The 20,942-nt window shown below is 70.3% G+C and carries 21 protein-coding genes; 10 read left to right on the plus strand and 11 right to left on the minus strand.

The features are described 5' to 3' along the window. The first annotated feature begins 12 nt into the window (after positions 1–12). Entirely contained in the window at positions 13–855 is an 843-nt protein-coding gene (locus GEMRO_RS0120295) for an alpha/beta hydrolase family esterase (protein WP_027135472.1), read from the plus strand. A gap of 15 nt (positions 856–870) precedes the next feature. On the opposite strand, the gene GEMRO_RS0120300 is transcribed toward GEMRO_RS0120295, so the two are convergent. Genes GEMRO_RS0120300 through GEMRO_RS0120315 form a run of 4 tightly spaced genes read right to left on the minus strand, consistent with a single transcriptional unit; the run spans position 871 to position 4,289 of the window. Then, positions 871–1,830, minus strand: a complete 960-nt coding sequence (locus tag GEMRO_RS0120300; protein WP_027135473.1) for an ABC transporter permease — start codon at positions 1,828–1,830, stop codon at positions 871–873. Next, on the minus strand, positions 1,827–2,777 hold the full coding sequence (locus GEMRO_RS0120305; protein WP_027135474.1) for an ABC transporter permease: 951 nt from the start codon (positions 2,775–2,777) through the stop codon (positions 1,827–1,829). Before GEMRO_RS0120305 ends, GEMRO_RS0120300 begins: the two co-directional genes overlap by 4 nt. Continuing rightward, on the minus strand, positions 2,774–3,556 hold the full coding sequence (locus GEMRO_RS30820; protein WP_051329282.1) for an ATP-binding cassette domain-containing protein: 783 nt from the start codon (positions 3,554–3,556) through the stop codon (positions 2,774–2,776). The genes GEMRO_RS0120305 and GEMRO_RS30820 overlap by 4 nt, the downstream gene beginning before the upstream one ends. Then, on the minus strand, positions 3,549–4,289 hold the full coding sequence (locus GEMRO_RS0120315) for an ATP-binding cassette domain-containing protein (protein ID WP_027135475.1): 741 nt from the start codon (positions 4,287–4,289) through the stop codon (positions 3,549–3,551). Before GEMRO_RS0120315 ends, GEMRO_RS30820 begins: the two co-directional genes overlap by 8 nt. A gap of 155 nt (positions 4,290–4,444) precedes the next feature. On the opposite strand from GEMRO_RS0120315, the gene GEMRO_RS0120320 reads away from it, so the two are divergent. The 4 genes from GEMRO_RS0120320 to GEMRO_RS30835 all read left to right on the plus strand — a co-directional run bounded on the left by GEMRO_RS0120320 (position 4,445) and on the right by GEMRO_RS30835 (position 9,170). Then, positions 4,445–5,632 carry a substrate-binding domain-containing protein gene (locus GEMRO_RS0120320; RefSeq protein ID WP_027135476.1) on the plus strand — a complete coding sequence of 396 codons (1,188 nt, stop codon included), beginning with the start codon at positions 4,445–4,447 and terminating at the stop codon, positions 5,630–5,632. 57 nt (positions 5,633–5,689) lie between these two features. Continuing rightward, positions 5,690–6,814: a M24 family metallopeptidase gene (locus GEMRO_RS32875; RefSeq protein ID WP_051329283.1), complete on the plus strand. Its 1,125-nt coding sequence runs from the start codon at positions 5,690–5,692 to the stop codon at positions 6,812–6,814. Between the two features lie 182 nt (positions 6,815–6,996). Next, entirely contained in the window at positions 6,997–8,808 is a 1,812-nt protein-coding gene (locus GEMRO_RS30830) for a sensor histidine kinase (RefSeq protein WP_051329284.1), read from the plus strand. Beyond that, positions 8,805–9,170 carry a response regulator gene (locus GEMRO_RS30835; protein ID WP_035485701.1) on the plus strand — a complete coding sequence of 122 codons (366 nt, stop codon included), beginning with the start codon at positions 8,805–8,807 and terminating at the stop codon, positions 9,168–9,170. The genes GEMRO_RS30830 and GEMRO_RS30835 overlap by 4 nt, the downstream gene beginning before the upstream one ends. Before the next feature lie 10 nt (positions 9,171–9,180). Here the strand turns inward: GEMRO_RS30835 and GEMRO_RS34395 are convergent, their stop codons facing one another. Both GEMRO_RS34395 and GEMRO_RS0120345 read right to left on the minus strand, forming a co-directional pair. Further along, positions 9,181–9,402: a hypothetical protein gene (locus tag GEMRO_RS34395; protein ID WP_157505669.1), complete on the minus strand. Its 222-nt coding sequence runs from the start codon at positions 9,400–9,402 to the stop codon at positions 9,181–9,183. 266 nt (positions 9,403–9,668) lie between these two features. Then, complete coding sequence (locus tag GEMRO_RS0120345) at positions 9,669–10,202, minus strand: DUF1622 domain-containing protein (RefSeq protein ID WP_157505670.1); 534 nt, start codon at positions 10,200–10,202, stop codon at positions 9,669–9,671. Positions 10,203–10,429: 227 nt separating this feature from the next. Between GEMRO_RS0120345 and GEMRO_RS0120350 the strand changes: the two genes are divergently transcribed. The 3 genes from GEMRO_RS0120350 to GEMRO_RS0120360 are packed head-to-tail and all read left to right on the plus strand — an operon-like array spanning position 10,430 to position 13,528. After that, positions 10,430–11,077 carry an RraA family protein gene (locus GEMRO_RS0120350; protein WP_027135478.1) on the plus strand — a complete coding sequence of 216 codons (648 nt, stop codon included), beginning with the start codon at positions 10,430–10,432 and terminating at the stop codon, positions 11,075–11,077. Further along, a complete protein-coding gene (locus tag GEMRO_RS30840) occupies positions 11,064–11,816 on the plus strand; it encodes a FadR/GntR family transcriptional regulator (RefSeq protein ID WP_051329285.1) in 753 nt (250 codons plus the stop codon). The genes GEMRO_RS0120350 and GEMRO_RS30840 overlap by 14 nt, the downstream gene beginning before the upstream one ends. Then, on the plus strand, positions 11,813–13,528 hold the full coding sequence (locus tag GEMRO_RS0120360) for an IlvD/Edd family dehydratase (protein WP_027135479.1): 1,716 nt from the start codon (positions 11,813–11,815) through the stop codon (positions 13,526–13,528). The genes GEMRO_RS30840 and GEMRO_RS0120360 overlap by 4 nt, the downstream gene beginning before the upstream one ends. Positions 13,529–13,576: 48 nt before the next feature. Here GEMRO_RS0120360 and GEMRO_RS0120365 read toward each other — a convergent pair whose 3' ends face one another. Beyond that, positions 13,577–14,845, minus strand: coding sequence for a Glu/Leu/Phe/Val family dehydrogenase (locus GEMRO_RS0120365; protein ID WP_027135480.1), 1,269 nt, complete (start codon positions 14,843–14,845; stop codon positions 13,577–13,579). Between the two features lie 280 nt (positions 14,846–15,125). On the opposite strand from GEMRO_RS0120365, the gene GEMRO_RS0120370 reads away from it, so the two are divergent. Continuing rightward, on the plus strand, positions 15,126–15,857 hold the full coding sequence (locus GEMRO_RS0120370; protein ID WP_027135481.1) for a superoxide dismutase: 732 nt from the start codon (positions 15,126–15,128) through the stop codon (positions 15,855–15,857). A 27-nt stretch (positions 15,858–15,884) separates the two neighbouring features. Here GEMRO_RS0120370 and GEMRO_RS0120375 read toward each other — a convergent pair whose 3' ends face one another. From GEMRO_RS0120375 to GEMRO_RS30845, 4 genes are all read right to left on the minus strand, one after another. Then, positions 15,885–17,216, minus strand: a complete 1,332-nt coding sequence (locus GEMRO_RS0120375) for an MFS transporter (RefSeq protein ID WP_027135482.1) — start codon at positions 17,214–17,216, stop codon at positions 15,885–15,887. A gap of 125 nt (positions 17,217–17,341) precedes the next feature. Continuing rightward, the gene (locus GEMRO_RS0120380; RefSeq protein WP_035485703.1) at positions 17,342–18,676 is read right to left on the minus strand and encodes an LLM class flavin-dependent oxidoreductase; all 1,335 of its coding nucleotides are present in this window, start codon (positions 18,674–18,676) and stop codon (positions 17,342–17,344) included. A 58-nt stretch (positions 18,677–18,734) separates the two neighbouring features. Further along, entirely contained in the window at positions 18,735–19,925 is a 1,191-nt protein-coding gene (locus GEMRO_RS0120385) for an MFS transporter (RefSeq protein ID WP_027135484.1), read from the minus strand. A 3-nt stretch (positions 19,926–19,928) separates the two neighbouring features. Further along, positions 19,929–20,408, minus strand: coding sequence for a winged helix-turn-helix transcriptional regulator (locus GEMRO_RS30845; protein ID WP_084507254.1), 480 nt, complete (start codon positions 20,406–20,408; stop codon positions 19,929–19,931). A 47-nt stretch (positions 20,409–20,455) separates the two neighbouring features. Here GEMRO_RS30845 and GEMRO_RS0120395 point away from each other — a divergent pair, with 47 nt between their 5' ends. Continuing rightward, positions 20,456–20,932 carry a MaoC family dehydratase gene (locus tag GEMRO_RS0120395; RefSeq protein ID WP_051329667.1) on the plus strand — a complete coding sequence of 159 codons (477 nt, stop codon included), beginning with the start codon at positions 20,456–20,458 and terminating at the stop codon, positions 20,930–20,932. The last annotated feature ends 10 nt before the right edge of the window (positions 20,933–20,942 follow it).

Genomic DNA, 20,942 nt, shown 5'->3' on the forward strand with positions numbered 1-20,942 from the left:
GGGAGGGAGCGGATGCTGCGGCGGGTGCTGGCCCTGATGCTGGCGACGGGGTGGGCCGGGGCTGCCGTGGCCTGTCCCGGCGCCGAGACGGCCTGCGAGGTCGCAGCCGGGTCCTACCTGCTGCGCCTGCCGCAGGGCAGCGAGAGCGGGGGCCCGCTGCCGGCCATGCTGCATCTCCATGGCTGGGGCGCCACTGCCGAGGGCGTGATGGAGGCCGGCTACACCGAACGGTTCCTGGAGCGGGGCTTCGCGGTGATCGCGCCGCAGGGACTGCCGGGTTCGCCCGGCCGTCCCACCGACTGGTCGGTCGCCGACGGCCAGCCCGATCCGCGCGACGACCTGGCCTTCGTCGCTTCCGTGCTGGAGGATGCCGCCCGCCGCTTCGGCCTGGACCGCGGCCGGGTGCTGCTGACCGGCTTCTCGCGCGGCGGCTCCATGGTCTGGGACATCGCCTGCCAGGCACCCGGCACCGCCAGCGCCTATGCCCCGGTGGCCGGCGGCTTCTGGGAGCCGGCGGTTACCGCCTGCGCGGGGCCGGTGCGGCTCCTGCACACCCATGGCTTTGCGGACATGACCGTGCCGCTGGAGGGACGGCCGTTGAACAACGGCGCCATGGCGCAGGCCGACATCTACCAGGGCCTGCGGCTGTGGCGGCAGGTGAACGGCTGCGGCGCCCGGGCCGGCAGCCACGTCACCGACGGGCCGATCTGGCGCAAGTCCTGGGACGACTGCCAAAGCGGCACGGTGGAGTTCGCCCTGCATCCGGGCAGCCACGGGGTGCCGGAGGGCTGGGCGGACCTGGCGATCGACTGGTTCCTCGGCCTGCCGCCCTGGCCGGACCGCCCGCAGGGCTGAGCGGCCGGGGCGACCTCAGATCATTTCGCGGACATGCGGCTCGCGGCCGTAGATCGCGACCAGCACGATGATGGTGGCGCCCATGGTCGCCTGGACCAAGGGCGGCTTCAGGCCGAGGCCGACCAGCACGGTGGTGAGCTCGATCAGGCACAAGGCACCGGCGATGGTGCCGAGATAGCCGCCCTTGCCGCCGATCAAGGCGGTGCCGCCGATCACCACCGCGGCGATGGTCTGGAACAGGTAGGGCTCGCCGACCCGGGCATAGGCGGCGCCGGAGAAGCCCAGCAGCAGGATCCCGGTGAGCGCCGCGAAGCCGGCGCTGATCGCGAAGGTGACCGTCCAGATCCGCACCGGGTCGACCAGGGCCAGCCGGGCCGCGCGCGGATTGCTCCCAAGGGCGTAGAGGCGGCGGCCATAGACGGTGCGGGACAGCGCCCAGATCACCAGGGCTGCCAGGACGATGAAGGACGGGATCAGCCACGGCACCGGGATCGGGCCGATCGTGCCGCCGATGGAAACGAACTTGGTGACGTAGGAGGGGGCCGCGCCGGTGGGAAAGCCGGCGGTCCACAGCTGCACGGCGCCCTGCAGGGCGGTGCCGGTGCCGAGCGTCACGATCAGCGGGTGGATCGCCAGCAGGGAGGACAGGGCGCCGTTGAACGCGCCCACCACCATCGCCAGGCCGACCACGATCGGCAGCACCAGCGCGAACGGCATGCCGTCGCCGTAGAGCTGCGCGGCGGTGACGTTGGCGAACCCGATCACGAACGGGATCGACAGGTCGATGCCGCCGATGATGATCACCAGGGTCTGGCCGATGGCGCCGATGGCCAGAAGGGTGGTCAGCACCAGCATGGCGCGGATGCCGAACGTGCTGCCGAAGCCCTGGATCAGCAGCATCCCGACCAGGTGGATGGCCAGCGCGATCAGCAGGGCCGCGACCGGGCGCGGGATCCGGGCGAGGGTCCGGGTCATGCGGGGCTCCCCCGGCGCAGCCACTGGCGCAGCCGGTCGGCGTTGAGCGCGACGGCCACGGTCAGCACCACGCCGTAGACGATCTGCAGCACGAAGGTGGAGACGTTGAAGAAGGTCAGCGCGGTCTGCAGGAGGAAGATGTCGGCAGCCCCCAGGGTCGCCGCCACCAGCCCGCCGCGGCCGCCGGCCAGGCTGACCCCGCCCAGCGCCACCGCGGAGATCGCCAGAAGGGTGTAGGTCCCGGCGATGTTGGGGTCGGCCGAGCCGATCAGGCCGGTCAGGCACAGGCCGCCCACCGAGGCGATCAGCCCGGCCAGCACGTAGGAGAGCCAGCGCACCGTGGTGACCGGGATGCCGGCGGTGTAGGCGGCGCGGTCGTCGCTGCCGACGCACATCAGCTGCTCGTAGAAGGGCAGGCGCTTGATCAGGAGCCAGGCCAGCGCCACCGCGGCCAGGGGCACGATCGAGGTCGGCCCGGCGAACGCCTTGATCCAGTCCGGCGCGGTGCCGATCGGCGAGGGTGCGATGGTCAGGGTGATCCCGGCATAGACCAGGGAGGTGCCGAGCGTGGCGACGATCGGCTGGATCCGCACCACCGTGGCCAAAAAGCCGTTGAGCAGGCCGGACAGCAGCCCCAGCAGCAGGACCGGCGGGATGATCGCCAGCGGCGAGGTCCAGCCCAGGCCCTCGCCCAGCCAGCGGACCACCACCACGTTGACCAGGCCCATCAGCGGCCCGACCGAGATGTCGATGCCGCCCCGCCCGGCCAGGATCGGCGGCATCGAGGCGATCGCCGCCAGGATCAGCCCGGACGCCAGCCCGACCGTGACGCCCAGGCTGGAGGGGGCGAAGCGCAGCGGATTGAGGACGATGTTGACCAGCAGCAGGACCACGAACAGGCCTGCGGCCAGGCCCAGATAGGAGCGTTCCGCCAGCCAGCCCTTCATCGGCCCGCCTCCTGGCCGAACATGGCGGCGATCACCCGGTCCAGGCTCATCGCCTTGCGGTCCAGCTCGGCGAACACGCTCTGCTCGCGGAACACCAGCACCCGGCCGCAGAGCTGCAGGATCTCCTCGATCTCGGTGGACAGCACCACCAGCGGGATGCCCTGGTCGGCGGCCAGGCGCCGGAACACCTCGTAGAGCTTCATGCGGGTGCCGAGGTCGACGCCGCGGGTCGGGTCGTTCATCAGCATGACGCCGGGCTCGCGGGCCAGCCAGCGCGCCAGCAGGACCTTCTGCTGGTTGCCGCCGGACAGGGTGCCGATCGGCGCGTTGGGCGAGCCGTAGACCATGGACAGCTCGCGGGTGAAATGCGCCAGCTTGTCCATGAGGCCGCCCTTGGCGATCACCCCCATGGTGGCATGCTCGGGCAGGGCGGCGATGGCGAAGTTGTCGAACACCGACAGGCCGCCGAACACCCCGGTGGTCCGGCGGTCGCGCGGCAGGTAGGCCAGCCCCTGGCCCACCGCCTGGGCGAAGTCGGTGACCGGCCGGGTCTGGCCGTCCTTGCCGGTCAGCTCGATCCGGCCGGCGGCCGGGCGGTGCAGGCCGCACAGGGTCTCGATGAACGCCTCCTGGCCATGGCCTTCCAGCCCGGCCAGGCCCACGATCTCACCACGGCCCACCGCGAAGTCGATCGGACGGGCGTCGGCGGTCAGGCGGACGCCTTGCGCGCGGAGCAGCGGCTCGGCCCGGGGGTCCTGGCGCTTCTGCTTCTCAAACATGTTGGCCCACCGGGATGTGCGTGTCGGGCAGCATCAGCGAGAGCAGGCGCCGCTCGGTGATCTCGCCGGTCTCCAGGGTCTCGACCACGCTGCCGCTGCGCAGCACGGTCACCCGGTCGGACAGGCGGCGGACCTCGTCCATCCGGTGCGAGATGAACAGCGCCAGGCGGCCGCCGTCGACAAAGGCGCGGATCGCCTCGAACAGGACGTCGCGGTCGCCAAAATCCAGCGCGGCGGTGACCTCGTCCAGGATCAGGATGCGCGGCTCGCGCACCAGGGCGCGGGCCAGCACGATCAGCTGCTGCTGGGCCAGCGGCACGGTACCGGCCGGGCGGTCCAGGTCCAGCGGGTTGCGGGTCACCGAGGCCAGCGCCGCCTCGGCGCGGCGGCGCCGCTCCGCCCGGTCGATCCGGTAGCGGAACAGGCCGTCATAGCCCATGAACACGTTCTCCAGCACGCTGCGCGCCGGGGCCAGCAGGACCTCCTGGAACACGGTCGCGATGCCCAGGCGCTGGGCGTCGGCGGGACGGGCGAGCTCGATCGGCCGGTCGTCCAGGCGGATGGTGCCGGCGCTCGGCCGGACCACCCCGGAGAGCAGCTTCACCAGGGTGCTCTTGCCCGAGCCGTTCTCGCCCAGGATGGTGTGGACATGGCCGCGATCGAAGGTGACGTGGGCATCGGCCAGCGCCACGGTCTCGCCATAGCGCTTGGTGACGCCGGACATGGTCAGCATCGCCTGCGCCCCCCTTCGGCCACCGCGATTATTCCGTTTTCACAGCACCGCGGTTAAGGCTTTGCACTGGTCCGCGCAAGTCCGCGCTGGTATCGTTTTCATGATCAACATGTCAGTGCAGCAAAGATGCTGGCAATCGGGGGGTAAATAGAATCATGACGAGATCTCTGTTGCGGCGCGCCTGGCTTCCGGCGCTTGGGATCGCGGCTTTCGCCATGGGCGCCGCGGGCAAGGCCTCGGCGGAGGGCCTGAGCGATCTGCCGGAGAACCTGCAGTCTCTCTACACGGACAGCATCCCGGTGGGCCCGTCGGCCTATGACGACTTCCAGATGCCGGCCAAGCCCTGGAAGTGGTGCCATTCCGAATCCTACATGGGCAATCCCTGGCGGGTGAACGCCGCCAACGAGCTGAAGCGCCTGGTCGGCAATGCCCAGGAGCAGGGGCTGGTCGAGAGCTTCGAGATGTCGGATTCCAACGGCGACGTCACCCAGCAGATCGCCCAGATCCGCGCCTTCATCGACAAGGACTGCAGCGTCATCACCATGATCGCCGGCTCGTCGACCGCGCTGAACGACGTGATCAAGGCCGCCTACGACGCCGGCATCCCGGTGGTGACCACCGCCAGCGCCGTGACCAGCCCCTATGCCCTGAACATCCAGCACAACCACAATGTCTGGGGCTACAACATGGGCAAGGGCGTCGCCGCCTACCTGGACGGCGGCGGCAACGTGCTGGAGGTCGAGGGGATTCCCGGCAGCCCGATCGTCGCCCAGGAGAATGCCGGCGGCGAGCGCGCCTTCGCCGAGCATCCCGACATCAACGTGCTGGGCCGGGTCAGCGGCAACTGGACCGCCAACGTCACCAAGAGCGTGGTGCTGCAGTTCCTGGCGACCAGCCCCCAGCCGATCGACGCGGTCTGGACCACCGGCAGCGAGACCCGGGTGATCGCCGAGGCGTTCGAGGAGGCCGGCCGGCCGGTGCCGCTGATCACCGGCTCGATGTCCGGCGACGCGCTGGGCTACTGGAAGGAGCACCCCGACACCTTCAAGTTCTATGGCGGCGCCATCCTGCCGACGGTCGCCTCGCACAACACCTACCGGGCGGCGGTGCGGCTCCTGGAAGGCCAGCAGCCGATCGTGAACACGATCATCGTGCCGGTGCCGGAGATCAAGCAGGAGGACCTGGACAAGTGGGCCGCCCCCTGCATGACCGTGGAATCGGGCTCGATCTTTCCGGTGCCGCCGGCCGATCCGATCAGCGAGGAGATGATGGACGGCTACTTCAAGAACGGTGCCGGCACGCCCGGCTATGACTTCGCCACCACGCCGGATCCCTGCGGCTGAGGCGAGGGCGGAGGCGGCCACCGCCGCCTCCGCCTGGATGATTCTTCGGAGGCGATCATGGACGAGCGACTGGAACGGACGGCACGGGCGGTACGGGAGGCCGGCGCCGACTGGGCGGTCCTGACCAGCCCGGACACGGTGGCCTATGCCACTGGCCATGTGGTGCCGATCGAGGCGGGCCCGTCGCCGTTCGCCGGCGGGCCGACCCTGGCGCTGGTCGGCAGGGACGGTGCGGCGGGCCTGGTGGCGGCCAATGTGGAGGCCGGGGCCGCGGCGCTGGCCTGGGTGGGCGAGCGGGTGATCTATGAGGGGTTCGGCTTCGAGCAGGCAGCACCCTATGCCGCCAACTACCGCGACGCGGTGGCGACCCTGGTCCGCCGCCTGGGGGCTGGCGGGAAGGTCGCAGCCGAGCCGCGCAGCTTCCCGGCCTGGCTGTCGGACCTGCTGCCCGCCGACGCGTCGCTCGATCTCGGCCGGAGCCTGGATGAGGCGCGCGCCACCAAGACCCCCCTGGAACTGCAGGCGCTGCAGCGCTGCGCCGAGGCGGCAGCCCGGGGGCACGCGGCGTTCCTGGAGGCGCTGCGGCCGGGGCGGACCGAGCTTGCCGTGTTCGCCGACATCCGCCGGACGGTCGAGGAGTTCGCCGGCGAGCGGGTCCCGTTCACCGGCGACTTCATCTCCGGTGTCGAGCGCACCGCCGGGTTCACCGGCTGGCCGACCGACCGGCGCATCCTGGAGGGCGACCCGGTGATGGCCGACCTGGCGCCCAGGATCGGCGGCTACTGGGGCGACAGCTGCGCGGTCACCGTGGCGGGCCAGCCCCGGCCGGGCCACGAGCGGCTGTTCCGCGCCTCCAAGGATGCCTTGAGCCTGGCGATCGAGCTGATCCGGCCGGGCCTCGCGATCCAGGAGTTCGACGCGCAGATCCGCGCCTTCGTGGCCAAGGCCGGCTATGCCTACCCGCACCATAGCGGCCATTCGATCGGCACCGCCGTGCACGAGTTCCCGCGCCTGGTGCCCTACGAGACCACGGCGTTCCGCGAGGACATGGTCGTGCTGGTGGAGCCTGGCGCCTATGACCCGGAGATCGGCGGGGTGCGCTCGGAATACATGCTGCGGGTCACCGCCACCGGCTGCGTGCCGATGGCGCCCTTCGAACATGTGATGGCGGTCGCCGGATAAAGCCGCTAGATCCGCCCGCGACGGGTGCGGCGCTTCGGTAGCAGCCGCATACTATAGTTGTTCTAAAGAACAACTTTTAGCACGATCATGGCTTCTTCCCCTGGAACTTGAACGGTGAGCGCCAGATATAGCATGCCGGCCAGACGGCAGCGGCCCTGGCCCAGGAAAGCGAGGAGGACGCGTTGAACGTCGAGCTTTCGGAGGGCGGCGCGCGGGAATGGGCGGCCCAGGCGCTGCAGACATCGCCGCGGATGCTCGACGTGCTGCCGGTGGCTGCCTATGCCTGCGATTCCGAGGGGCGGATCCGCTGGTTCAACCGGCGGGCGGCGGAACTCTGGGGGCGCGAACCGGAGGTCGACGCCGACGAGGAGCGGTTCTGCGGCGCTCATCGGCTGCTGGACGACGAGAACCGGCCGGTCGCCCATGCCGCGACGCCGATGGCATTCTCCCTGCGGACCGGGCGGGAGACGCACGGCACCGAGATCACGATCGTGCGGCCGGACGGCTCCAGCACGGTGGTCGAGGTGCACACCGCGGCCATCACCGACCAGGATGGGCAGGTGGTCGGGGCGATCAACTGCTTCCACGAGATCACCCGCCAGCGCGAGGCCGAGCGAAAATTCCGGGCGGTGGAGCGACATGCCCGCGACCTGCTGGAGGCGCTCCCGGCGGCCATTTACACGACCGATGCCGAGGGCCGGATCGTCTCCTTCAACCAGGCGTCGGTGCGCCTGTGGGGGATCGAGCCCGAGATCGGCGCGACGCGCTGGTGCGGGTCGCAGGCGCTGTTCTGGCCGGACGGCCGGTCGATGGCCTTCGACGAATGCCCGATGGCGGTGGCGATCCAGACCCGCCAGGCGATCCAGGGCGCCGAGGCGGCGCTCGGGCGGCCGGATGGGCGGCGGGTGCCGTTTTTGGCTTATCCGATGCCGCTGTTCGACGATGCCGGCCAACTGTCGGGCGCGGTGAACATGCTGGTCGACATCACCGAGCTGAAGGCAGGCGAGGCGGCGCTGGCCGAGAGCGAGGCACGCCAGCGCGCGATCCTGCAGACCACGCCCGAGTGCGTGAAGATCGTCGGGCCGAACGGCCACCTGCGCTACATGAACGCCGCCGGCCTGGAGATGATCGGGGCGGACGACTATGCGCAGGTCGAGGGCGTGCGGGTGATCGACCTGGTGGCGCCGGAACACCGCGCGGCCTGGCAGGAACACCATGACCGGGTCTGCAGCGGCGAGCAGCTGGCCTGGGAGTTCGACCTGATCGGGCTGCGGGGCGAGCGGCGCTCGATGGAGACCCATGGCGCGGCGCTCGCGCTGGCGGATGGCCGCCTCGCGCAGCTTGCGGTCTCGCGCGACGTCACCGCCCGCAAGCGCGCGTTCGAGCACCAGCAGTTCCTGATCAACGAGCTCAATCACCGCGTGAAGAACACGCTGGCGATCGTGCAGGGGCTGGCGCAGCAATCCTTCCGCGACCTGCCGCGCGACCTGCGCGAGGGCTTTTCCGGGCGGCTGGGCGCCCTGGCCGTGGCGCACGACCTGTTGACCCGGGAGCAATGGCAGGGCGCCGCCCTCCAGGACGTGGTGCACGGGGTTCTGGCCGGCCATGGGGGATGGGACCCGGCCCGCCTGCGCACGGAGGGACCGAACCTCGCGGTGGCGCCGCAGCGGGCGGTGTCGCTCGCGATGGCGCTGCACGAGCTTTGCACCAACGCGATCAAGTACGGGGCCCTGTCCAACCGGACCGGCCAAGTCGATCTCTGCTGGGCGGTAGAGGCGGACCGACTCCTTCGCCTGCGCTGGGAGGAGCGGGGCGGGCCACCGGTGGGCGAGCCGGCCCGGCGCGGGTTCGGGACGCGGATGATCGAGCATGGTCTTGCCCGCGAGCTTGGCGGGAGCGCCTCGATCAGCTTCCGGCCGGAGGGGCTGGTCTGCGTGATCGAGACGCCACTGGACGGGCCGGCCAGGACAGCGCCGGGATCCGGAACCGCATGATCCTGCCGACCCCCATCGTCCTGATCGCCGAAGACGAGCCGGTGGTGGCACTCTTCCTCGAGGACCTTCTGCTCGAGCTCGGCTGCCGGGTCGTGGTGACCACCGGCCTGGCCCAGGCGGTCCAGGCCGCACGGAGCGAGACGATCGACGTCGCGATCCTCGACATCAATCTGAACGGCGAACAAAGCTATCCGGCGGCGGCGGCGCTGCTGGCGCGCGGCATCCCGTTCGGTTTCGCCAGCGGCTACGGGCCGGAGGGGCGCGATCCGTCCTTTGCGGACGTGCCGGTTCTGGCCAAGCCGTATCGCGAGAGCCAGGTCGACCAGCTGCTGCGGCAACTGCTGCCTAGCTTGCGCGGCTGACCGGCTGAGCTCAGTCGTTCGATTCCAGCCATTCCTTGAAGGTGACGCGGCGCTCGTCGGGGACGGAACGCTGGATCACCGCGCGCAGGTCCTCGGCGACGTCGTCGTCACGGACCAGGACCTTGGCAATGGCGCGGACGAGCTCGGCGTCGCTTTCGGGCAGGGCAAGCTCCACCCGCTTGAAGCCGCGCGCGGCGAGGCGGCGGCGATGCTCTTGAACAGACTGACTCATCTAAAGGGTCTCCGGGAAATTGCCCTGGCGCCGGATGGCACGCCAGCCACGCAATGGCCTGCGTATAAACTACCGGTGCAGCTCAGTAGAATAGTTAAATCATCGGTTCCAGTGGTATTACGCATCTCCGGATACACCGGTTACAGGCATGGATCATCTCACATTCGCGCGGGTCCACGATCAAAAGATTTCCGGAGGCTCCAAGGTTCCTCACGAAAAATATTACTATATATACAGTAGGGATTCTCGGGCGGCTTCCTGCCCCGTCAGGCCTTCTCGGCGGCCTCACTGCCGCGGCGGCCGCGGTGGCGCTGCCAGGGCCAGCGCCCCTCGATCTCCACCTCCAGGGAGAAGCTGAGGAAGGTACGGATCGCCACCACCACCGCTAGCACGCCCAGGTTGTAAAGGGTCGGATCGATAGCAACCGTACCTATAATATCGGCCGCCACCAGGAACTCCAGGCCCAGCAGGATCGCCCGGCCGAGATCGGCGCGATAAGCCTCATAGGCCCCGGTGCGGGTGCCCTGCTGCGCCAGCCGGTGCAGGAACCGGCTGGTCGAGAACACCGCGCCCACTGCGATCACCCCGATACCGATCACTTCGCCCACCCGGGCGGTCAGGTGCAGCCAGTGGTCGAGCCAGTCCGGAGCGCCCCCCAGAAAACTGTCGTCTCCGCCACCCTCCTGGGCCAGTCCGGTCGCAGGCGCCAGCAGGCCGGCCAGGAGCAGCCAGCCGGCCAGGAGCAGCCAGGTCCGGCCGGACAGGATGGCTGCGAGCCGGGTGGGACGGGTACGGCACATGGGCAGGGGCCTCCGCTGGGGGACAGGATCGTCCCCCCAACCTGGGCGGGCCGATCGCCCGGCATCAAGGCGGCGCTGGCCGAAACCTGGCATGGTATTTCATGGGATGAAAAATCTTTCTAATCCCATCAAGCGGTGGTAGCCCTGCCGCCAGCAACGATCCGCCCGCATCCCCGGCCGCCCGGCAGGCGCCCGGGCGGCGGCGCGTCCGGACAGGGAGCACCCGCATGACCAACCTCACCGAACGGCTGGAAGCCTGCTATTCCGGCGCCATCTACGATGTCCTGCGCGAGATGGGCCGGCCCAATTGCGTGCTGCCGTCGGAGATCCGCGCGATCGACCCGGACACCCGCCTGTCCGGCAAGGTGTTCACCGTGCGCGGCCGCGCCGACGACCGGATCGGCGCCCATGACAGCCTGGTCGCGTGGACCGAGTTGTTGAGCGTGGCGCCGTCCGGCCACGTGCTGGTCTGCCAGCCGCAGGACAAGAACCGGGCGCTGATGGGCGAACTCTCGGCGGAGACCCTGCAGTATCGCGGCGTGCGCGGCTACATCGTCGACGGCGGCAGCCGCGACAACGCCTTCATCCGCAAGTTCGGCTTCCCGGTGTTCGCCAGCTTCCAGAGCCCGCGCGACATCGTCGGCGCCTGGCGGCCGGAAGCGTTCGGCGAGCCGATCGCGATCGGCGGCGTGACCATCGCCACCGGCGACTACATCCTGGCCGACATCGACGGGATCGTGGTGATCCCGGCGGACGTCGCCGAGGAGGTGGTGAGCAAGGTCGAGACGGTGATGCAGACCGAGAACAAGGTCCGCAAGGCCATCCTGGAAGGCGTCGACCCCAAGGAAGCCTATCTGCGCTATGGGAAGTTCTGAGCCCGGCCAGGCTCCGGAAAGCCTGACCGGCCGGGTCACCCGGGAGATCGGCACCGCGATCGTGCGCGGCGACCATCCGCCCGAGACGACCCTGCCGGTCGAGGCGGCGATCGCCGCGAAGCTGGGGGTGGGCCGCAACGCCGTGCGCGAGGCGGTCAAGACCCTGGCCGGCAAGGGGCTGCTGCGCACCGGCCGGCGGGCCGGCACCATCGTGCAGCCGCCCGCCGCCTGGAACCTGCTCGACCCCGACGTGCTGGCCTGGACCCTGTCGGTGGACGCCCTGCGCGACGACCTCCTGCGCGAGATCGCCCAGCTGCGGCTGATGATCGAGCCCGAGGTGGCGGCCCTGGCCGCCACCCATGGCAGCACCGCGGAGATCCTCCGGCTGTTCCTGGCGCTGGAGGACATGGAGCGGCACCGGCAGGACCCGGTCCTGGCGGTCGAGGCGGACATCCGCTTCCACCGCTGCCTGTTCGCCGCCTCCCGCCATAAGCTGGTCGGCAGCCTGCTGCGTGCCTTCACCGTGCTGCTGCAGGCCAATTTCGACCTGGCGGTCCACGCGCCGGGCGGCTTCCAGCGCAACCTGGAGGTGCACCGGGCGGTGGCCGAGGCGGTGCACGCCCGCGACCCCGACACTGCCCGCTCGGCGATGCGCCGCCTGCTCGCCAACAACGAGAACGACCTCGCCCGGATCATGGCCCAGCGCCAGGCGGGCCTGGCAACGACGGAGGCATCATGACCAAGAAGCTGCGCTCGCACGCCTGGTTCGGCGGGCTGGACAAGGACGGCTTCATCCACCGCAGCTGGATGAAGAACCAGGGTCACCCGGACGAGATGTTCGACGGCCGCCCGGTGATCGGCATCTGCAACACCGCCTCCGACCTGACTCCGTGCAACACCCATTTCCGGGGCCTGGTCGAGCACGTGAAGCGCGGCGTCTACGAGGCCGGCGGCTTCCCGGTCGAGTTTCCGGTGTTCTCCTGCGGCGAATCCAACCTGCGCCCGACCGCGATGCTGTTCCGCAACCTCGCTTCCATGGATGTCGAGGAGGCGATCCGCGCCAATCCGATCGACGGGGTGGTGCTCCTGGCCGGCTGCGACAAGACCACGCCCGCGCTGCTGATGGGGGCCGCCAGCTGCGACCTGCCGACCATCCTGCTCTCCGGCGGGCCGATGCTGAACGGGCATCACCGCGGCCGCACGATCGGCTCAGGGACCGATGTCTGGAAGCTGTCCGAGGACGTGCGCGGCGGGGTGATCTCGCTGGCCGACTTCCTGGACGCCGAGAGCGCCATGTCGCGCTCGCCCGGACACTGCATGACCATGGGCACCGCCTCGACCATGGCGACCATGGCCGAATCGCTGGGGGTGACGCTCACCGACAACGCCGCCTATCCGGCGGTGGACGCGCGCCGGGTCCGGCTGGCGCACCTGACCGGACGACGGGCGGTGCAGATGGTGGTGGACGACCTGCGCCTGTCCAAGGTGCTCACCCCCGCCGCCTTCGCCAACGCCATCCGGGTCAACGGCGCGGTCGGCGGCTCCACCAACGCGGTGGTGCATCTGCTCGCCATTGCCGGGCGGATCGGGGTCGATCTGACCCTGGAGGACTGGGACCGGCTCGGCCAGGACGTGCCCTGCCTGCTCGACCTGATGCCGTCCGGGCGCTTCCTGATGGAGGACTTCTGCTATGCGGGCGGGGTGCCGGCCCTGATGACCCGGATCGCCGACCTGCTCGACCTGGACGCCCTGACCGTGACCGGCCGCACGCTCGGCGAGAACATCCAGGGCGCGCAGGTGTTCGACGAGGAGGTGATCCGCCCGCGCGACCGGCCGCTGGCGGCCCAGGGGGGCATGGCGGTGCTGCGCGGCAACCTTGCCCCGGGTGGCGCCATCATCAAGCCGTCGGCGGCGAGCCCGGCTTTGATGCAGCATCGCGGCCGGGCGGTCGTGTTCCAGGACATCGACGACTACAAGGCGCGGGTCGACGACCCGGACCTCGACATCGACGCGTCCTGCATCATGGTGCTGAAGAACTGCGGGCCCAAGGGCTACCCGGGCATGGCCGAGGTCGGCAACATGGCGCTGCCGGCCAAGCTCCTGCAGCAGGGCGTGCGCGACATGGTGCGGATCTCGGACGCCCGGATGAGCGGCACCGCCTACGGCACCGTCGTGCTGCACACCGCCCCGGAGGCCGCGGCCGGCGGACCGCTGGCGCTGGTGCGCGACGGCGACATGATCGAGCTCGACGTGGCCGGGCGCCGGCTGCACCTGGAGGTCGACCCGGCCGAGCTGGAACTCCGCCGCGCCGCCTGGACGCCGCCCGAGCCGGCGATGGGCTCCGGCTACCAGAAGCTTTATGTCGACCATGTCCTGCAGGCCGACCGGGGTGCCGACCTCGACTTCCTGGTCGGCTGCCGGGGTGCTGCGGTGCCGCGCGAGAGCCACTGACGGGAACCGGCGGCGGGACGGTCGCCCCGCCGCCGGACCGGGTTCAGCTCAGCCCGCGGCGAAGAACTGCTGGGTGCCGTGCGCCTCGATGGCGGCGGCCAGGCGGCGCAGCGCATGGACATAGGCGCCGGTCCGCACGGTGATCCCGGCTTCCTTGGACGTGGTCCAGATCGCGCGCCCCTCCCGCTCCATGATGGTGCGCAGGCGCTCGTGCACTTCCTCCAGGGTCCAGTAATAGCCCTGGCGGTTCTGCACCCACTCGAAATAGGACACCGTCACCCCGCCGCCATTGGCGAGGATGTCGGGCAGGACGACCACGCCGTTCCTGGCCAGGATCCCGTCGGCCTCGGGCGTGACCGGCCCGTTGGCCAACTCCAGGATCACCCTGGCCTGCACGCTCGCGGCGTTGCGGCCATGGATCATGTTCTCCAGTGCGGCCGGGACCAGCAGGTCGCAGTCGGTGGCGATCAGGTCCTCGGCGGAGCAGGCATGGTGCCGGTCGCCGTCGGCGGTGGAGAGCACCGAGCGGCCGGCGTTCTTGGCGGCTTCCAGCCGCTCCAGGTCCAGCCCGCCATGGGCGAACACCGCACCTTCGGAATCCGACACCGCCACGATCCGGTGCCCGTCGGCGGCGAGCAGGCGGGCGATGTGCCGCCCGGCATTGCCGAAGCCCTGGATGGCGACCCGCATCGGCGCGCCAAGGCCGGCATCGGCGGCCAGGTGGCGGACCAGGTAGTAGCCGCCCCTGGCGGTGGCATCGTCCCGGCCGAGCGAGCCGCCCAGGGCCAGAGGCTTGCCGGTGATCACCGCCGGCACCGATTCGCCGACGATCTGGCCATATTCGTCGGCCATCCAGCCCATGATCATCGAGTTGGTGTAGACGTCGGGGGCAGGGATGTCGCGATCGGGGCCCAGGATCCGCGCGAAGGCCTGGATATAGGCGCGCGATAGCCGCTCCAGCTCGGCCCGGGACAGGCTGCGCGGGTCGACGCGGACGGCGCCCTTGCCGCCGCCATAGGGCAGGTTCATCACCGCGCACTTGAAGGTCATCCAGAAGGCCAGCGCCTCGGCTTCCTCGCCATTGGCCTGCGGATGGAAGCGGATGCCGCCCTTGGTCGGGCCGCGCGTGTCGTCGTAGCGGCAGCGCCAGGCCATGAAGGATTTCCGCGAGCCGTCATCCATGCGGATCATCAGCCGCGCCTTGGTGGTCTCCCGCGGATATTTCAGCTTCTCGATGACGTCGGGATCGATCGAGAGATGCCGTGCTGCTTCATCGAGACGTACCAGCGCCAGGGCAAGAAGGTCGTCATCCGGCATCGGCATGTCTTCGCTCTCATGTGGGAAATTTGGTGTTTCTGCGCAAAAATCCGCGTTTGCACGGAAAGTGGGCAGAGATCAACATCCAGCTGCCGTAAATGCAGTCATGCCTGCTGCCATGTCGGGCATCGTTGTCCGGCTTGCCGCACGGGAGCGGACGGAGGCCGGTTTTGTTTGGAGCGGCGAGCACGCTTGCCGGTTGTCTGCAGGATGAACTGAGAACCGGCTGATCCCACCCAGCCTCGCCGCACGGGCGGCCGGGCGATCAAGGAGAACGAGCATGAGCATTCTGAGCCGTCGTCACGCCCTGGCAGGCCTGGCCGGAGCGGGCTTCGTCGGCAGCCTGGCGCTCTGGGCGCGGCCGGTTCTGGCGCAGGCCTCCGGCGGGCCGTTCGAGCTGCCGCCGCTGCCCTATGCCTTCGACAAGAACGCGCCGCACATCGACACCCAGACCATGGGACTGCACCACGACAAGCACCACGCCTCCTATGTCGAGAAGCTGAACGCCGCGGTGTCCGGCCATGGCGAGCTTGCCGACAAGCCGCTGCCGGAGATCCTGGCGAACCTGGGCAGCGTGCCGGAGAACATCCGCACGGCGGTGCGCAACAATGGCGGCGGCCATGCCAACCACAGCATGTTCTGGCAGGTGATGGGCGGCAGCGGCGGAGCGCCGTCGGGCGAACTGGCGGAGGCGGTCGACCGCGACCTTGGCGGCGTCGAGCAGATGAAGAGCGACTTCAACAAGGCCGGTGGCGGCGTGTTCGGGTCGGGCTGGGTGTTCGTCACCGTGACCCAGGACGGCACGCTGGCGCTCACCACCCGGCCGAACCAGGACACGCCGCTCATGGATGGCCACCAGGTGCTGTTCGGCAACGACGTGTGGGAGCACGCCTACTACCTGAACTACCAGAACCGCCGCCCGGCCTACCTGGAAGCCTGGTGGAACGTGGTGAACTGGGACGCGATCGCTCAGCGCTATGCCGACGCCAAGGCCGGCACGCTGACCCTCTGAGGACGGACGCGCCGGCGTGCCGCCTGCTTAGTCGAGCGGCACCCGGCGGGTCTCCACGTCGATGGCGAAGGTGGCGCCCACGGCCAGGAGCAGGAGCACGGCGAACAGGCCGATCGCGGCCTCGAAGCTGATTGCCATGATCGGCGCCATCACGGTCGGCGCCAGGAGGCCGCCGAAGCGCGCCATCGCCCCGGCAGCACCCATGCCCGTCGCGCGCGAGCGGGTCGGGTAGAGTTCCGGGGTGAAGGCGTAGAGGGCGCCCCAGGTGCCGAGCAGGGCGAAGCTCATCACCAGGATTGCGGTCGCGATCAGCGCCACCGAGGTGGCGACGGTGAACAAAAAGCAGCCTGCCGCGCTCAGCAGCAGGAAGCCGATCAGGGTCGGCCTTCGGCCCAGCCGCTCCACGCCCCAGGCAGCCAGCGCGTAGCCCGGGATCTGCGCCAGCGCCACCACCACCAGGAAGCCGTAGCCGCGCACGAAGCCGAAGCCCTCGCCGGCGAGCCGGCCGGGCAGCCAGACGAACACGCCGTAATAGGCGGCGGAGACCAAGAGCCAGACCGCCAGGATCAGGATGGTCCGGCGCAGCAGGGGGCTGGTGAAGATCCCGCCCTTGTCGCGGCCGGGCGAGGTTGGCCCGGCGGAGATCCGGATCTGGGTGGCGGGCTTGCCGTTGGCGGTCAGCACCCGGTTGAGGACGGTGCGCGCTTCCTCGGGCCGGTTCGACTTCAGCAGGTAGAGCGGCGATTCCGGGATCCAGAAGCGCAGCCAAATCCCGACCAGGGCCGGGGCGGCGGTGCAGGCGAAGATCCAGCGCCAGGCATCGGCGACGCCGGCGGAACTCGCCACCCAGGCGACGATCGCCACCGCCACCGTGCCGACCGCCCAGAAGCCCTCCAGCGCCACCAGCCAGCGGCCGCGCTGCCGGGCGGGCAGGAACTCCGCCATCATCGCATAGTCGACCGGCAGGGTGCCGCCCACCGCGAGGCCGGTGAGGAAGCGCAGCGCCAGCAGGATCTCGAAGCTGGGCGCGAACACCGAGAGCAGGCCGAACACCGCGTCCAGCGCCACCGTGCCCAGCAGGATCCGGCGGCGGCCGTAGCGGTCGGCCAGGCGGCCGAACACGGCAGCGCCGACCAGCATGCCCAGGAAGAACAGGGTGCCGGTCTGCAGGGCGTCCGGGATGGACAGGCCGAAGGTCGTGGCGATCGAGGGGGCGGTGAATCCCACCGCCAGGACCTGCATGGCGTCGGCGGTCCAGACCAGGCCGAACACGCCGAGCAGGCGGCGCTGGAACGGCCCGGTGCCCGCCTCCGACAAGACGGCCTCGACGGTGGTCTCCCGCGGCTTCTTCCTGGCCAACGTTGCTGCCCCCCTGGTTGCACGGCTCCCGTTCGGCGGGCGACATGCTCATCGTCGCCCGCCATCCGCAAGCGCCGACCCTCGGCTTTTCCCTGTCCGGCCGGTGGAGAGGGGCGGCGTTGTGGTCAGCCGGAAACGGTCGGGAAGAACCGGTTGGCCGGGCGGGGCAGGCCCAGGTTCTCGCGCAGGGTGCGGCCCTCGTACTCGGTGCGGAACAATCCCCGGCGCTGCAGCTCCGGCACCACCCGGTCGACCACGTCGTCCAGCCCGGCCGGCAGGTAGGGGAACATCACGTTGAAGCCGTCGCAGGCCTCGCCCGTCAGCCATTCCTCCATCTGGTCGGCGATGGTCTCAGGCGTGCCGATCATCTCCAGCGTGCCGAAGGCGCCGCCGACATACTGGGCCAGCTCGCGCACCGTCATCCGCTCGCGCGCCGCCATGTCGATCAGCTTCTGCCTGGCACTCTTGCTGGCGTTGCTCTCCGGGATCTCGGGCAAAGGACCGTCCAGGTCGAACCTCGACGCATCGGTTCCGAGCTGCACCGACAATGACGCGATGCCGCTGGCCGGGTGCACCAGCGAATCCAGGTGGCGCTTCTTGGCGCGCGCCTCCTCGACCGTGTCGCCCACCACGACGAAGGCGCCGGGCAGCACCTTGAGGTGGTCCGGGTCGCGGCCGATGGCGCGCATCCGGTTCTTCACGTCGGCGTAGTAGCGCTGGCCGTCGGCCAGGTTGTTGGCGCTGCCGAACACCACCTCGGCGGTCTCCGCGGCAAGCTGGCGGCCGGCCTCCGAGGCGCCGGCCTGCACCACCACCGGCCAGCCCTGCACCGGGCGGGCGATGTTGAGCGGGCCCTTCACCTTCAGATGCTCGCCCTGGTGGTTCAGGACGTGCATCCGCGCAGGATCAAAGAACACGCCGCTCTCGACGTCGCGCAGGAAGGCGTCGTCGGCGAAGCTGTCCCAAAGCCCGGTGACCACGTCGAAGAACTCGCGGGCGCGGCGATAACGCAGGCTGTGGTCGACATGCTCGTCGCGGCCGAAGTTCATCGCCTCGTGCGGGTTGCCGGAGGTGACCAGGTTCCAGCCGGCGCGGCCCTGGCTGATATGGTCCAGCGAGGCGAACCGGCGCGCCACGTGGAACGGCTCGTTGTAGGTGGTGGAGGCGGTGGCGATCAGGCCCAGCCGCTCGGTGACCATGGCCAGCGCCGAGAGGAGGGTCAGCGGCTCGAACGAGGTCACGGTGGCGCTGCGCCGGAGCGCCTCGGCCGGCATGTTCAGGACCGCCAGGTGGTCGGCCATGAAGAAGGCGTCGAACCGGCCGCGCTCCAGGGCCTGCGCGTAGCGCACGATCGCTGGCAGGTCGAAATTGGCGTTCGGGTTGCCGCCGGGATAGCGCCAGGCGGCGGTATGGATGCTGATCGGGCGCATGAACGCGCCGAGGCGCAGGCGACGTGCCATGATCGATGCTCCAGGGATGGCTTGGTGCCGGGGGGATCCGGCCAAGGGCCGGGCCGGGTCAAACGCCCGGCCCGGCCGGACAGGAAACGGGTCGGCCGCGCTGCAGGAAGCCCACCGCCGCCAGGGTCAGCAGGGATAGGAGCGTCAGGCTGGCGGCGGCGGGACCCAGCAGGTCGTAGCCGGAGCGCGCGATCACCTGGCCGCCCACCGCGGAACCGATCGAGGTGCCGACATAGATCGCCGAGGCGTTCAGGGCGAGCAGCACCGGCGCCCGCTTCGGATCCAGGGCGGCGAGCCTGGCCTGCTGGGCGACGTTCGCGGACCAGCCCAGCACGCTCCAGACCAGGACCATCACGGCCATGGCGAGCGGCGGCCAGTGCAGCAGGGTGAGGAACGGCACCAGGGCCACCACCGCCATCCCCAGGGTCACCAGGGTGCGCGACGCGCCGATCCGGTCGGTGAACAGGCCGCCCAGCGCGTTGCCGATCACCCCGCCGATCCCGAAGATCACCAGCATGGCGGTGATCCCGGCAGCGCCCAGCCCGTGCCGCTCCTCCAGGAACGGCGCCAGGTAGGTGTAGACGGTGAAGGCGCCGGCCATGAAGCAGGCGGTGAACAGCACCGCCAGCAGCAGCGCCGGGGTCGCCAGCACGCCGGCCAGGGTCGCAAGCGAGGTCGGCTGCACCGCGATCGCCTTGGGCACCAGACGGCGCAGCACCAGCGTGACCAGCACCGCCAGGCTCGCCACGATCACGAAGGTCAGCCGCCAGCCGAACTGGTAGCCCAGCCACACCCCGGCCGGCACGCCGAAGGTCTGGGCGATGGTGAAGCCGCCGAACACGGTGGCCAGCGCCCGGCCGCGATGCTCGGGCGCCACGGTGGCGACCGCGATGGCGGTGGTCACCGGGGTGACCAGGCCAGCACCCCCCGCCATCACCGCCCGCCCGGCCAGGACCAGCTGGTAGCTGGGCGCGAGCGCGCAGAGCAGGGCGCCCAGCGCCAGGACGCCCAGGCCCAGCGTGAGCACCGCGCGGCGGTCGAACCGTCCGGTGGCGGAGACCAGGACCGGGGAGGTCAGGGCATAGACCACGGCGTAGATGGTCATCATCCAGCCGGCCTCCCAGTGCGGGATGGCGAAGTCGCCGGCGATCGGCGAGAGCATCCCGATCACCATGAAGGCCGCGACGCCGACCGCGAAGTTGGCAAGCGCCAGGAGGAGGTGAAGGGTGCGGGCCTGGGCGGCAGACATGGGCTAGGTCTCGCGGGGCGGCGGAGATCCGTCCGGCCCCTCTTGGGTGGCCCGGGTGCGCACGAAGACCGGGTCGGTCAGCGGGCGGCCGGAGAGGCGGTCGATCATCAAGGGCTCGGCGATCTCGCCGGTCTCGCTGTTGCGGATCACCACCCGGCTGTCGGCCGGGGCGAAGTGCCGGTTGCCCCAGTCCAGCAGCGCCAGGACCACCGGGGCGAAGTCCCGGCCGCAGGGGGTGAGCAGGTATTCGTGGCGGGGCGGGCGCTCCTGGTAGGGGCGGCGCTCCAGCAGCCCGTCCTCGACCAGGGCGTTCAGGCGGCGGGTCAGCATGTTCGGTGCTATCCCCAGGCTCTTCTGGAAGGCGTCGAACCGGCTGATGCCGCGCAGCGCATCGCGCATGATCAGGATGCTCCACCATTCGCCGACCCGCTCCAGGCTCTGGGCGACCGGGCACGGCATGGGGGCGAGGCTCTTGCGTTGCATGGGCCGGTTCGTACAGAAGTAACTATCATGATGCAAGTGACCAGATGATGACCACCGCCCCGCCCGCAGGAGAACCCCCCTTGCCGCCGTACTTTCTTGACGACCTCGCACCCGGCCAGCGCTTCACCAGCGGCACCAGCCGGGTGGAGCCGGACGAGATCAAGGCATTCGCCGCCAGCTACGACCCGCAGCCCTTCCACCTGGACGAGCAGGCGGCGGCGGCCAGCCTGTTCGGCGGGCTGGCCGCCAGCGGCTGGCATACCGCCGCGATCACCATGCGCCTCCTGGTGGAGGGCGGGGCGCCCCTGGCCGGCGGTCTGATCGGGGCGGGCTGCGAGCTGGCCTGGCCGCGTCCGGTCCGACCGGGCGACGAACTGACCGTGGTGAGCGAGGTCCTGGAGGTCCGCCCGTCGCGGTCACGGCCGGACCGCGGCATGGTCACGGTGCGCTCGGAGACGCTGAACCAGCAGGGCGAGGTGGTGCAAACCATGGTGGCGAAGCTGGTGGTGCCGCGCCGGGCCTGAGGCCCGACGC

The sequence above is a fragment of the Geminicoccus roseus DSM 18922 genome, from assembly GCF_000427665.1.
GTDB lineage: Bacteria > Pseudomonadota > Alphaproteobacteria > Geminicoccales > Geminicoccaceae > Geminicoccus > Geminicoccus roseus.

Coding starts and splice junctions, on each gene's coding strand:
- GEMRO_RS0120295 (WP_027135472.1), top strand. CDS start 13: ATGCTGCGGCGGGTGCTGGCCCTGATGCTGGCGACGGGGTGGGCCGGG.
- GEMRO_RS0120300 (WP_027135473.1), bottom strand. CDS start 1,830: ATGACCCGGACCCTCGCCCGGATCCCGCGCCCGGTCGCGGCCCTGCTG.
- GEMRO_RS0120305 (WP_027135474.1), bottom strand. CDS start 2,777: ATGAAGGGCTGGCTGGCGGAACGCTCCTATCTGGGCCTGGCCGCAGGC.
- GEMRO_RS30820 (WP_051329282.1), bottom strand. CDS start 3,556: ATGTTTGAGAAGCAGAAGCGCCAGGACCCCCGGGCCGAGCCGCTGCTC.
- GEMRO_RS0120315 (WP_027135475.1), bottom strand. CDS start 4,289: ATGCTGACCATGTCCGGCGTCACCAAGCGCTATGGCGAGACCGTGGCG.
- GEMRO_RS0120320 (WP_027135476.1), top strand. CDS start 4,445: ATGACGAGATCTCTGTTGCGGCGCGCCTGGCTTCCGGCGCTTGGGATC.
- GEMRO_RS32875 (WP_051329283.1), top strand. CDS start 5,690: ATGGACGAGCGACTGGAACGGACGGCACGGGCGGTACGGGAGGCCGGC.
- GEMRO_RS30835 (WP_035485701.1), top strand. CDS start 8,805: ATGATCCTGCCGACCCCCATCGTCCTGATCGCCGAAGACGAGCCGGTG.
- GEMRO_RS34395 (WP_157505669.1), bottom strand. CDS start 9,402: ATGAGTCAGTCTGTTCAAGAGCATCGCCGCCGCCTCGCCGCGCGCGGC.
- GEMRO_RS0120345 (WP_157505670.1), bottom strand. CDS start 10,202: ATGTGCCGTACCCGTCCCACCCGGCTCGCAGCCATCCTGTCCGGCCGG.
- GEMRO_RS0120350 (WP_027135478.1), top strand. CDS start 10,430: ATGACCAACCTCACCGAACGGCTGGAAGCCTGCTATTCCGGCGCCATC.
- GEMRO_RS30840 (WP_051329285.1), top strand. CDS start 11,064: ATGGGAAGTTCTGAGCCCGGCCAGGCTCCGGAAAGCCTGACCGGCCGG.
- GEMRO_RS0120360 (WP_027135479.1), top strand. CDS start 11,813: ATGACCAAGAAGCTGCGCTCGCACGCCTGGTTCGGCGGGCTGGACAAG.
- GEMRO_RS0120365 (WP_027135480.1), bottom strand. CDS start 14,845: ATGCCGGATGACGACCTTCTTGCCCTGGCGCTGGTACGTCTCGATGAA.
- GEMRO_RS0120370 (WP_027135481.1), top strand. CDS start 15,126: ATGAGCATTCTGAGCCGTCGTCACGCCCTGGCAGGCCTGGCCGGAGCG.
- GEMRO_RS0120380 (WP_035485703.1), bottom strand. CDS start 18,676: ATGGCACGTCGCCTGCGCCTCGGCGCGTTCATGCGCCCGATCAGCATC.
- GEMRO_RS0120385 (WP_027135484.1), bottom strand. CDS start 19,925: ATGTCTGCCGCCCAGGCCCGCACCCTTCACCTCCTCCTGGCGCTTGCC.
- GEMRO_RS30845 (WP_084507254.1), bottom strand. CDS start 20,408: ATGCAACGCAAGAGCCTCGCCCCCATGCCGTGCCCGGTCGCCCAGAGC.
- GEMRO_RS0120395 (WP_051329667.1), top strand. CDS start 20,456: ATGACCACCGCCCCGCCCGCAGGAGAACCCCCCTTGCCGCCGTACTTT.